At 58.7% G+C, this 13932-nt stretch carries 1 protein-coding gene (running past one end of the window); it reads left to right on the top strand.

Going from position 1 to position 13932, the window contains the following annotated elements; genetic code table 11:
- Positions 1-2654 precede the first annotated feature (2654 nt).
- Positions 2655-13932, top strand: the 5' portion of a protein-coding gene (locus tag MXE41_RS06615; RefSeq protein WP_247099936.1) for a hypothetical protein. 3287 nt of this gene lie beyond the right edge of the window; 11278 of the gene's 14565 nt are visible here — the first part of the coding sequence; it begins with the start codon at positions 2655-2657; its stop codon lies beyond the right edge, outside the window.

The raw sequence follows: 13932 nt of genomic DNA, 5'->3' as shown, positions 1-13932 counted from the left end.
ACTTAGTGCCAACTTAAAGTTCATATAAAAATTCGCTCCGCGAATTTTACTGTGCCAACTGTTTTGCAGCGCGGCGATTGCCCTTAAATGGCGCATTGGCAAAAGTATATTTCAGTGTACTGTTTGATCCTTAATGGTCACTTGTGGTGCTGCCTGACTGTGATACAAGATGGACATCTGTAGGGGCGCCCTGCTCAATTACAGTCTTGTGAATCACCAGCAGGCTACGCTTTTCCCTCCTTAACCCTTATTACATGAAGTCAGGCGCCTGCCCTTTCCAACGCCTGCTGCGAGCACAGACCCCATCAACTCCTCACCTTCCTGCACTGTGGTATTCAGCCTGACTCCGCTGCCATTCATGCTCAATTGAGGTGGTATGGCCCTTGAGCTTTCAGGCTTTCCCATCGCATTTCTGTCCTTGCCATCTGCCTTTTACGGCGCCCGCCCTGAGGACGTTGACGCTGTATATACCAGTGCCGGGGCGCTTCTGTTGTGCCAGCCCTCCCCCATCCTTACCGGCAAAGACAGCATCCTTTCATATCACCGCACTTGAACATACCTTATCGCCCATAAAGCAAATTAAAAATACTGGCAGCGCCCGCCCACAAACTGCAGTGGCAATTTCAGCTGTCAGGCCAGTAACTGTGCCCTTTCAGGCAATTTTCATTGGGCTCAAAGTCTGCAATAAGCTAAAATAGAAAAATAGGAAAAGTGTACCTGTAAAGGTCATGCATATTACTATCACCGGTTGTGACACTTCATTGGGCGTTTATCAGTCTAAACAGGATGATTCAGGCTTTTGCTGTTTGCAATCAGTCACTGGTGCAAATTACAAACGTCTCTTTCCAGCCAAACTGCCAGACTAATGTTTTGTTTAAAGCAGCCATGAAAGGCATGAGGCGTGTATGTGCTCTCTGAAAATTCGCAAAATAGCGTTACTTCACAGTTTGAGCTCAGCCTGCTTTTGCAAAGCCATATACACAGCGACAGCAAAGCTCAGGTCATTGTCCATGCTTACTTGCTTATGTAACAGCCTGTTTCACTGAACACAGCCTGTTTTGCCTGTATCGACAGTGCATTCATGTTTGTAATCCTTCGGAGGGGCTCATGCGCGTTCCAAAGCGGAAATACGCAATTAGAGCTCAGTGACAGCATGAAAGCATCGATCAAAAGTCAACCAGTGGCTATGCATGATTGTTCCATCGACCTGGATGCCATAAGCCCGTAACAGTTAAGCACCCTGTGGGGGCTGCGTGGTCACGCAAAGAGGCTGATTCTGCCCCTGGGCATTAGTCATAAGCTCTTGCTTGAGCATATGGCCCTGCAAGCTCGCCCATGCCGCCCGCTACTGTCTAAGCATGAAGCAGTGAAGTCCCACTGGGATTTGCAGACTGACACAATGAGCCTGATTGCCCATGGTCATGCGGCCTGAGTCGACGTTCAGTCGCCAAGGCCCCAGACTCCGGACGGTCACGCTAAACGCCAGTACCGGCACAAGCCCGCACCGGTAACTCCCATGTTGGGGCTGCGTGGTCACTCAAACAGCCTGATTCCGCCCCTGGGCATTAGTCATAAGCTCTGGCTTGAGCATGTGGCCTTGCAAGCTCGCCCATGCCGCCCGCTGCTGTCTGAGCATGAAGCAGTTAAGTCCCTCTGGGAGCTGCAGTATGACAACAGAAGCATGATTGCCCGTGGTGATGCGGCCTGAATTGACGTCATTCGCTAAGGCCCCATGCCCTCGGACGGTCACGCTAAACGCCAGTACCTGCACAAGCGTGCAACGGTAACTTCCATGTGCGAGCAGCGTGGTCACGCAAATAGGATGACTCAGCCCCTTGGGCATTAGTCATAAGCTCTGACTTCAGCATGTGGCCTTGCAAGCTCGCCCATGCCGCCCGCTGCTGTCTGAGCATGAAGCAGTGAAGTCCCTCTGGGATTTGCAGACTGACATCATGAGCCTGATTGCCTGTGGTCATGCGGCCTGAATCTACGTCAGTCGCCAAGGCCCCAGGCTCCGGACGGTCACGCTTAACGCCAGTACCGGCACAAGCCCGCACCGTTAAGTCCCCTGTGGGAGCAGCGTGGTCACTCAAACAGCCTGATTCCGCCTCTGGGCATTAGTCATAAGCTCTGGCTTGAGCATTTGGCCCTGCAAGCTCGCCCATGCCGCCCAATGCTGTCTAAGCATGAAGCAGTGAAGTCCCTCTGGGAGTTGCAGACTGACACCATGAGCCTGATTGCCCGTGGTCATGCGGCCTGAATCGACGTCAGTCGCCAAGACCCCCATGCTCCTGACGGTCACGCTAAACGCCGGTGCCTGCATAAGCCCGCACCGGTGAAGCCAGATGAGGACTATTCGTGGCTACACCGTCCTTCAGTGCTGCCATACGGAATAATGCATACGGCATACGGCATTAGCCCCAGACGGCTGCCTGTGAGTTATGGAGTTCCATTGCTACGCTAATCGACCAGTGCTTCCATAAGGCATAAGGCTATCAGGCATGAATCCATCAGGCTCCGGCCCGGCCCAATGGCCCTGCACAGTTACCCTGGCTGCCATTACCGGCCCTTGACACTTTCCCTGTTCATTCCCGTTTTCATCTTTCTTCTTCAGCAAGAGGCAAACAGATTGCCGCTGCGGTTCAGGAGGCATTATGCATAAGTCACTGTCCAGAGACGCTAACTCATTGAGCGCCTCATCTTCAGTCGCCCGCACCTCTGAACAAGACCATGCCCGCAGCAGCGCTCCCGGGGCCAATCAGTCACTCGTTGCAGCAGCCAACGCGGCCGCCTCTGCTCCTTCTGCAGGCAGCGCTCTCGAGGCTAATCGGTCACTCGTTGCTGCAGACGGTGCAACTGTCCCTGCTGTACCTGCCCCTGATGCAGGCGGCTTATCTACACCCCCATCGGCCACACTCTCAGGCCTTCTGTTCGGTCAGCAAAGTTCAGCCCTGCTTGAGCATTACCTTGCCTATAACTCCACAGCCGCGTACCTGACCGTCCCGCAATATGACGAGCCTGTTTTCGGTCTGTCTCAGGATATGTCGTCTGGCATGACCCGTGGCATGGCCCATGGCATGACCCCGGCCACCTCTCAATATCAGCCTCATGAGGACTCTCCGTCTTTATCCTCAACTTCCGCCTCAGCCGGTTCTGTCCGTATGGCCGCCGGTACCGGAATGTCGGTGCGTACCGCTCACTCTGACGGTATCAGTCGCCTGTCCATTCACCTCAACTCAGTGGTCGATATCACCATAGACCACAGAGGTACTGACTTTGTCATGCCGGCCCTGGGTGAAACCAGCCTTGAGGTTCCTTCGCTGCGCCTGTTGCTTGATGCCTCCTCACGCCTGCAGGGTATCCAGCAGCTGGGCATGCCGGCTTTTACCCACGACTGGTCAGCCCCTTACTTTGCCTCTTCAGAGCCTCCTTATCTGCCAGTCTGTCCATCAGGCCCTTTGAGCTCTGTCTACCCGGACTGTCACCTGTCACTGTATGACAGCTCAGACATACTCATTACCCACAGTGAGCTCCTGCCCTTTGTATTAATGGACGAGCAAAGCGCCCGTACCTGCAATTACGCCGTTCCGGACCTCTGTGACTTTGAGGGCCTTGCTGTAAGCTCGCCATGGCATCACACTTTGCTCTTGCCGTGCGTCCCAGATGCCCTATCTGCCCACTCCCTGGCATTAAGCCCAACTCTGCCAGAGCCTCACAGCTGGCTGTTCTCATCCCTGTCCGTCCAGAAAGCAGGCAGTACCGCACGTGCTTTCAATTCCATGGGACAGCCATCTGAGTCCAGTGAGGCGGGCTTTCACGAATCAAACGAATCAGACGCCCCGTCTGCAGTCTCCCCATACCCAGGCGCCCACACTTCACCTGCAGGCACTCAGTCTGCCTCAGACAGCGCTCCGGCTCAATCTGTCAGTACCACCGCTGCTTACGATTCTGGTGACGCGTACGTCACTCATGTGGATGTTTCCATGGCCATGCTCGGGGGCAGCGCCTATGACATAAGTTCTGACTATGGCTCCTGTGGTCTTTGTGACTCACAACCTGACTCTGTGAACCCACAGTACCAGAGCTATACCAGTGGCGCGTACTATGCCGCAGGCGCCGCTGCTTCCTTTGCCGCTGCAGACACCTTCCAATACGGCCCGGCATCAGCACATTCGCCTGCCCTGGCTCAATTACCAGCTCAGGAAGCATCCGCCCTGTATACTTTCCAGACCCGGCACCAGGGTCCAGATGCATCCGCCCTGCAGGCAACATCTGCCTCAGGATCATTAGCTCTCTCCTACCCGGCACCAGCCGCAGCCTCAAGCGCTGCTGCGGCTGCAATAACAGCTGCATCCACAGCTCAGAGCGCGCTCTCAACCCCATCTCCATTTAGCGGCGTAAACGCTCAACAGGCCGTACTTGCCTATATCTACGCTTTCAATACTGACGGCTATGTTAAGTCTGTTGCCCCAGACTATGCCCATACAGCCTCAGGGCCTCAGGGAGCTTCATCTCACTCAGCCCCGGCCACGTACTCTGCCTTTGCCGGCTACGATAAGAGCAATGCAGGCAATGCAGGCAATACCGCCAATACGGCCCATACAGCCGCAGCGGGCAATGTGAGCAATACAGACAGCTCCAGCAACTCCTGCAATACAGGCACTGCTGGCAATTCCGGCAGCCCTGGTGCTGCAGCCCATGCCGCTAATACCAATAATGCTGCTGGCATTGCCGCTAATGCACTGGCTCAGAATCCAGCCAGCCCGGAAAAGCCATCATCACGTGGAGCTGCAGCCATTACCTCAGGCATAGCAGCCGGTTCCACAGCACCTGAGCGTACCTTAAGCTCAAGCTACAGTCATGCCCTGCAGGCGGCCTCACAGGCAGGTCTTGCTGACCGTCCATCCGGCCGCAAGTCTGCCTCCCGCAAAGCCGCCCGGAAAGCTTTTACCCCTGACCTTACTGCCTTTGCTCATATGGGCAACCTTGCCCATGCCGCAGCATGGGCCAGCTTTACATGCTCTCAGGCAGGCGGTGCTCAGTGCCAAAGCTCTCACACCCCAAATATCAGTGCTGCCCCAAATGCCCTCAATGGCCACCAGGACAGCCTTGCTCTGAGCGCAGAGGAGGGCTTTGGCGCCCTGACCTCATTTACCGTCCCTGCACCTGCAGACTCATTGAGCCGCGCAGTCAGTGATCTTGCTGCCTGTGCGTCAGCATCTGTACCTGGCACGGCCCCGACAGCCAAAGCGGCCTCAGCCTCAACTGAAGGCCCAGGCTTAGCCGACACCGTCCCAGCTTCATCATCCAGCACGGCTGGCCCTGCATACCTTTCATCCTCAGATGCTAATGCCGCCTCCGCAGCTGACTCTGCTGCCCGTGCCTCAGAATCCGGCCCAGCCGCAGCCCCTGCTGCCACCTCATCTACCAGCACGGCTGGCCCTGCTTACCTTTCATCCTCAGACGCAGATACCGCCTCAGCAGCTGACTGTGCTGCCCTGACTTCAGAATTCGGCCCAGCCGCAGCCACTTCTGTCACCTCATCTATCACCACAGCTGGGCCTACATACCTTACTGCCTCAGATGCAGATGCCGCCTCAGCAGCTGGCTCGGCTGCCCGTGCCTCTGAATCGAGCCCAGCAGCAGCCAACGCTGCCACCTCATCTATCAGCACTGCCAGCCCTTCATACCTTTCAGCCTCGGATGCTAATGCCGCCTCAGCACATGGCACTTCTGCCACGACTTCAGAATCCGGCTCAACAGCAGCCCCTGCTGCCGCCTCATCTACCAGCATGGCTGGCCCAGCATACCTTACAGCCTCAAATGCCCATGCCGCCTCAGCAGCTGACTCTACTGCCCATGCCTCTGAATCGAGCCCAGCAGCAGCCACTGATGCCGACTTATCCATCAGAACTGCCGGCTCTGTAACCCATACAGCCTCTGCAAGCCTGTCAGCCTCAGATGCAGATGCTGCCTCAGCAGCTGACTCTGCTGCACGTGCATCTGAGTCGAGCGCAGCAGCAGCCACTGCCGCTATCTCATCTATCACCACTGCTGGCCCTTCATACCTTACAGCCTCAGACGCAGATGCCGCCTTAGCAGCTGACTCAACTGCCATGGCTTCTGAATCCGGCTCAACAGCAGCCCCTGCTGCCACCTCATCTATCACCACAGCTGGGCATGCATACCTTACAGCCTCAGACGCAGATGCCGCCTTAGCAGCTGACTCAACTGCCATGGCTTCTGAATCCGGCTCAACAGCAGCCCCTGCTGCCACATCATCTATCACCACAGCTGGGCCTGCATACCTTACAGCCTCAGACGCTAATGCCGCCTCTGCAGCTGACTCTGCTGCCCTGACCTCAGAATCAGGCTCAACAGCAGCCACTGCTGCCACCTCATCTATCAGCACTGCTGGTTCTTCATCCCTTACAGCCTCAGATGCAGATGCCGCCTCTGCAGCTGACTCAACTGCCCTGGCTTTTGAATCTGGCTCAACAGCAGCCACTGATGCCGACTTATCCATCAGCACTGCTAGCCCTTCATACCTTACAGCCTCAGATGCAGATGCCGCCTCAGCAGCTGACTCAACTGCCCATGGCTCAGAATCTGGCTCAACAGCAGCCACTGATGCCGACTTATCCATGAGCACTGCCGGCTATGCAACCCTTTCATCCTCAGATGCTAATGCCGCCTCCGCAGCTGACTATACTGCCCTGAGCTCAGAATCTGGCTCAGCAGCCACCGTCCCAGCTTCACCATCCAGCACTGCTGGCTCTGCAACCCTTTCAGCCTTAGATGCAGATGCTAATGCAGCCTCCGCAGCTGACTCTACTGCCACGACTTCAGAATCCGGCTCAACAGCAGCCGCTGCTGCCACCTCATCTTTCAGCGCAACCGGTCTCACCGGTCCTGACACGGCTGTGCCGGCTTCAGCCTTCCATGCATCCCCGGCATCTAAGGCGCCAGCATCAATGGCTGCACAATCCCCGGCATCCCCGGCCTCAGCCTTCCTTGCACCTGTTTCTCCGGCCGCACTTATGGACAGCCTGGAGAGCAGCTATGCCCTTAACAGTGCCGCTGTGGAGTATGGTGACAGCCCGGCTTTTACCGCTGCCCTGCTTGGTGACTATCTGCAGTGCCGTGATTATCTGTCCTCTTACTGCCGCATAGGCTATGTAGCTCAGGACAGCCATACCGTACCGGAAAAGAAAACTGTCTATGGCGGTATTACCCGCAATGTGCTCAAAAACACAGCACAAAAGGAATATGTTCATGCCCGCCCTGAGGAGCATGACTTTGCCCTGCGCCGCCAGATGGACCTTGCAGCTGTATACAGAGCCTTTAAACCGGCCGTCCATGATGACGACCTTGCCCTGCTTGCCATGCCCCGCCATCACTGGTGGGGTTCAGTTCAGGCCTTTGAACTGCAGCTGGCCCTGGGCCGCTATTTGTGCCCTGAGGACATGGTGCTCAAAGACTCACTTATCGGCAGTCACCATGTGCCTCTTACCATCATGGCCCGCTCTGGCCTTATGATGCTGTGCGACATCAGCTCAGATACAGTTGACAGCCTCTCGGACCCTCACTGTAAGTCCAATATGGCTGCGCTCTTTGACCATTTAAGCGCCGCCCGTGAGTCCCTTGTTGAGAGCCTGTCCCGTCATGAGCTGATAAGCTCCCACAGCGACGCCCGTCAGTGGCTGACCTCACGTATCAGCCTTACCCTGGTATTGCGCAACTGTGAGCCTGCTCAGCTCGCCCGCCGCCTCAAAGAGCAGCTGAGCTCAGCCCAGGCCCGCTGTGAACAGCTGCAGGCAGAGCTGGCTCACCTTGATGCCATGACCAATGCCGACAGTGAACCGGCCCCGGACAGTGCCACCCATAACTCAGACAGGATCGCCCAGACTGATTCTGCTGACTTTGCAGATTCAGCTGAGACCTCAGGCGCCCGCACTCAAGCTTCATCTTCAGCTGACGTCACCGCCAGGACAGCATCAGCCCCGGCTTCAGCCTCGTCCACGTCAGGCTCCGCCACATCTGCTTTTGGCACCGATTCAGGCTCAGCCTCAACCGCATCATCCTTTGGCTCAGCCACAGACACAGACTCAGCCTCAGTCTCAAGTTCAGCCGCATCAGCTGCCAGCTCATCCTGTGCCTCTGAATCAGCCAGCCTGAGCACCAGGCAGCGCCGTCAGGCCCTGCAGCAGGAGTATGAGCACGCCAGCGTCAGCCTGAGCTTTGCTCAGCGCTGCCTTGAGATATTGCGCAACCTGAGCACAGACAATATGTGCCTGGTGGCCATGGATGCCGTCACCCTGGCTGAGTACAGTACCTTAATGGGCCGTGACCCTCTGGTAAAAGTACGCCTGCCTGAAGAGCAGGTCTGCGCCTCATGGTTTAACCCGGGCTCAGTTACAGCTGAGCTTGCCGCCTGCAAGTACAGCCAGGCTCATTCCAGCCTGTATGCCAGTGGCGCTGCCCATGACTCTTACCAGGCCTCTGCAGCCCACGCAGGAGAATCCCATGCAGTCCACGCACAAGCTGCCAGCGCATCAGCTGCCCATTCAGCTCATGCATCAGCTGCCCTGAACAATACCTCCTCAGGTTACCTTGCTGCCACTGAAACCTCAGTATTGACCCCATCAGGCGCTGCTGCCACTGAAACCTCAGTATCAGTCCCATCAGGCGCTGCTGCCTCAGGCGCCCTTACTGGCTTCGGTGACTTTACCCAGGGCAGGGAGCAAAACCAGTACGGCCAGAAGGCTAGTAAAAGCCCGAGCTCCAGGTCTGGCGAGCCTGACGGGCATGCCCTGCACGGCGTGCACACTCTCTACGACCATAGCAGCCAGTATGGCGACCATGGCGTTTGCAGCAATGACGCCCATAACAGCCACACTGCAGAGCATGGTGAGTACAGCCTGAACTCCCAGAGGAGCCTGAGCAGTCAGCACCTGACTTTCAAGAACAGCAGCCTCTCTGCCCTGCACGCCCCGTCTGCTCCGTACGTCCAGTCTTGCGACCCGGCTGCCGCTGCGGCCCAGGCCTGGTTTGTCGACAGTGCCTGGCCATTGCCAGGCAGTACCTGTACTGTTTCTGACAGGAGCAATGAGGCGTCCCTGGCAAAGAGCAGCTCCCAAGGTAAGGGCGGGGCTGAGTCTGGTCGTGCCCGTAATGGCCGCGCCGGTCGCAGCAGCGCCGGCAAGTCTGGCCTGGAGGACTGGCTTGAGCAACAGTGGAGTGGGGGCAAAACCCTCTGGCTTAATGACGACCTCACAGATAATGAGGATCGCTGCCTTGGTATGGAACTTGACCACAGCACCGTACTGACAGTCATGCCTGATGCTTTCGACGGTAAGGAAGCAGCTGGTGCTGCTGCCCATGACGGTAAGGAAGCAGCTGATGCTGCCCATGGCGGCGCGTCTGCTTCTGGTGCCTGTGCTGATTGCAGCATGGGCTCAGAGTCCTCGTGCGCAGCAGGTGAGGCAAGCGCTGCTGCATCCGGCTCTGCCCGTGCGTCTGCATCTTCCAGCGCCGCCACCCCAGCCTCGTCTACAGCCAGCGCAGCAGCTCCTGCTGCCGCTTCAGGTCGCGCTTCAATCCATTCCACCCCGGCCGAGACAGCTGCGTCTGCCGCATCTGATGCTGCCCACACAATGGCTGCAGAGTCCGGCGCTGCCCGTGTATCTGCATCTTCCGTCGATGGAGCAAATACCTCCGCAGGAAGCGCAGCGGCTAATGCTGCCGCCTTAATCACGGCCTCTGCCCATACCACTCCGGCTGGCTCAGAGCTCTCTTCCGTATCTGCCGCCTCCCCTTCAGTAGCCGCCTCAGCTGCATCTGCCGCTTCCGCCGCAGCCTCTGCGCCAGCTGCTGATGCCGCCTCCGCCGCAGCCAGTGCCAGTGCCGGTGTGAGCGGCATGGCCGGGCTGCCGCTCTGGCAGCAGCAGGTCCTGCAGGCCGTGCGCCGTATCAATTTGTCCCTTGGTGGCAAGGAGCATTACAGCTCCTTTACCAGCAGCCAGGTGCGCCGCAGCTGCAAAGAGCAGCCTGTGGTCATGAGCCATGTGTCCTGGCTGCCTGTGGCTCCCCTGCACTGTGACTTTTCTGGTCAGGCATCAGTAAGCTCAGAGCGCTCGCGCTCCTGGCTGTTTAATATGCTCAGAGTTAACAAAGAGCCGGCCGCTCCGGCTCAGGCCCTGTTAATGAGCATTATGACCGCCACAGCTGTCCATGATTACCGCCCGCTGCACGGCAGCGTGGATATTCAGGTTTTACGCTCAGTCTGGATGCAGCAGTCCTTTATGGCAGGACGTCTTACCATGGCCGCCCGTATGCGCCTTGCTCTGCCCCAGCTGTATCGCTTTGCCTGCAGTGAGCAGCTGCAGCTGCTGCACAGCCGTGCTCAGGCTCTGGCCCTGCTCAATAAGGCCCGTAACCATATCAGCTGCGGCCCTTATGAGCATATGAGTGCCCAGGCAGCCGTCAGTGCCGCACGCCGTGCCGGCATAGAGAGCCATAACCGCTCTGTAGCTCAGGGTACAGCCCGTACCATGATGACCATGGGCATAAGCCAGGTACAGTCAGACCTTGCCCGTGCTGCCCTTGCTCACAGCATCAGACAGTCAGTTGAATTTGAGCGCGCCACCGCCATTGACGGGCGCCTGAGCGCCGCCCTGAGCGTACGCCCTGACAGGGAGGCAGCCGCCGGCGTACTGCGCAACCAGCATTTCCTGCCATGGATAGACCAGCATGTGCTGCGCTCCACCTTAAGCTCCATGGCCCGTACCTACAGCTCCACCTCCTGGGATACCCTGGTGGAGCGTCAGGAGCATGCCGCCCGCCTGGCCCTCAGCCACGAGCATAAGCGTCAGACCCGCCGTGAGCAGCAGCGACTGCAGGCCCAGGAACGCCTGCAGGCTGCACGCGAGCGCCGTGCCGCCTCAGCCCGTGCCCGCCTCGAAAAACTCTTTGCTCAGGCCGCCCAGCGCATGGACGAGCGCGCCGCCGCCCAGGCAGCTCAGGAGGCCGCCCGTGAGCGTGCTCAGGCTGAGGCAGATGCCGCTGCTGCCGCTGCAGCCGCTGCAACAGCTGCTCAAAGCGCCGCCGCCACCCAGGACTTTGCTCACAGCTCTTTCCAGGAAGGAGCGGCTGCCCAGGCTGCTTCAGACTCAAAGTCAAGCTCATACTCAGAATCAAACGCTGCCGCATCAGCCCCTGCCCATGGCGCAACTTCATCTGCCTCTGGCGCATCATCAGCCCCGGCAGCTGCCAGCGCCCGCGCACCTGAGTCCTTTACCCACGCCCACAGTGACGCTCACGAGGCCGGGGATGCCCTGGCCTCTGCTAAGCCAGCCACCCAGGTTGCTCACACCGGCAGTACTGCGCCAGGTCAGGGCGCAGCAGCCCCAGGAACTGGCCTGAGTACAGTAAGCGGCTATGACTTTATCAGCGCTGCTGATGGTACTGACCGCACTCAGGGCCCTGCCAGCCCTCTTGCGGGCATGGATGTCTTTGACGACTGGGATGATTACCCTGAGTCTTATGATTACAGTAGTCAGGACTCAGATAAGGACAGCGCGTACGACTTCTTCTCCGACCCGGCCAACCCGGCAGACCAGTCCGACCAGACCGACCTGGCAGACCTGGCAGGCCAGGATCACACGACACCTGGCAGCTCAATGGCCGCTGTCGCCGACCTGACCAGCGCCCGCGCCTGTGGTACTGCCCCTGCCCATGGCACAGCTGACAGTTCCCACGGAGCTCACTGCCTCAACAGCCGCAGCGGCAGAGTCCACAGCGGTCTGAACTGTCAGGCTGGGGACCTTTATGCACAGGCCTCGGGCTCTGCAGGCTTTGCAGCAGCTGCAGACCATGCAGGGGAGGCAGGCACTGCAGCAGGCACAGCTTACGCTCACGGTAAGTCTGACCTCAGGGTACAGACAGCCATGGGGGAGTCTGAATCTGCCCATATATCGGGAATACTGGGTAGCGCAGCTGAGGCATCAGCCCGGAGCGCTCAGACCCATGCCACTTCCAGCGCTGCCGCTGGCACCAGTGCCTTTACCGCATCTGGCACCAGTGCCTTTACCGCATCCCCGGACTCAATGGACTCAGACAATACTGTATTCCTGCAGGGCAGCGCAGCTGCACCAGGAGAGCTTGCCGGGGTGGAGCCGGACTGGTTCTTTGACAGCGTGTCAGGGGCTGCCCCTGGCGCAGCTGCAGACCATTCCGGCGCCACGACTGGTATTTCCAGTGCCGGCACTGACCTCGTCTTTGATAAGGCCGCCTCAGCTGACAGTTACCCTGACCCTCACAGCCTGGTGAGCTCCCAGGGTGGACAGGCTTTTACCCCTGAAGGTGCCGGGGGCACCAAGGGACTGAAGGGTGGCGCTAACAGTCTGCAGGGGGCATCCCAGGCTGTGGACCTGGCCGTACACTCTGCCATGACAAACCTGCCGGCCTCAGCAGAAGCTGCTGCCGCAGCGGCCCGCAGCGAACCTGCAGCTGCCGCCCATGGTCAGGATGCCATGAGCTCAGCCCTGCCTGGTCATGCCGGAGCTGACTCTTCATTTGATTACCGTGAGCTTGATTTCCTGTCAGCTCAGGTACAGCTGCATCTGCAGCCTTTTGACTTTGACCTCGACCTGAGCTCCAGTAACGATACACCCCCGGGCAGTCATACCGCCCCTGGCCATGCCCATGGCCCAGCCTTACACTCAGGCCCCGGCCAGGACGACAGCTGGGATTTATTAAGCCCGGAGGCCGGCCCTGCAGGGCAGGGCGCGGCAGCGCACGCCTCAAGGTCAGAGACTGACGCAGCAGCTCCCGCCGCTGCGGCTGCAGCTCAGACAGCACTCAACAGCCACACAGCGGCTGATGCCATGGCTGACCCACTGGGCCAGGACGCCTCCTCTGAAGTATCCACACCGGATGCTGCTGCAGCACGCGCCCATGCCCAGGTTGACCAGGCTGCCCCATCATACCTGGCTGGACTGTCAGCTGCTGCTGAGGGAGACCTGTCAGCTGAATCAGCAGGCCATGCTGTCGCTGCCGCCCACAGCGGTATGAACACCCACCAGTCCGTAGATTCCATGGCCGCCCAGTCTGACCTGGCTGACCTCACTGCCCCATCAGACCTGACAGGACTGTCTGCCGCCGCTGAGGGCGCCCTGTCAGCTGAATCAGCAGGCCATGCTGTTTCTGCCGCCCAGAGCGGTATGAACACTCACCAGTCCGCAGATTCTATTGCCTCCCAGGCTGACCTGGCAGACCATGCTGCCCCATCAGACGTGGCAGGACTGTCAGCCGCTGCTGAAGGCGCCCTGTCAGCTGAATCAGCAGGCCATACTGTCTCTGCCGCCCATAGCGGTATGAACACTCACCAGTCTGCGGACTCCATGGCCGTCCGGGTTGACCAGGCTGCCACATCAGACCTGGCAGGACTGTCAGCAGCTGCTCAAGGTGCCATGTCAGCAGAATCAGCAGGCCATGCTGGCTCTGCCGCCCATAGTGGTATAAACACCCACCAGTCCGTAGATTCCATGGCCGACCCACTGGGCCAGGACGCCTCCATTGCAGCCACCAAAGCGGAAGCTGCGGCAGCAGGCCCCCATGACCAGGCTGACCTCGCTGCCCCGTCAGACCAGGCTGTACTGTCAGCCGTTGCTGAGGGCGCCATGTCAGCAGGTTCAGCAGGCCATGCTGTCTCTGCCGCTCAGAGCGGTATGAACACTCACCAGTCTGCGGACTCCATGGCCGCCCAGTCTGACCAGGCTGGCTCTCATGCTCCGGCAGCTGATGCTGCTGCACAGGACCTGAAATCACAAGCCGCTTCAGTCGTACCTGCTGAGGGCACTGCCCCGGCAGGCCTCGATACCCATGAGATCGCAGCTGCAGCTGACCTGGCTCAGGATGCAGACCTTTTTG

Source organism: Anaerobiospirillum sp. NML120449 (genome assembly GCF_023051105.1).
Classification (GTDB): domain Bacteria; phylum Pseudomonadota; class Gammaproteobacteria; order Enterobacterales; family Succinivibrionaceae; genus Anaerobiospirillum.
The sequence above is the reverse complement of the archived record's forward strand: the minus strand, read 5'-3'. Positions and strand labels throughout refer to the sequence as shown.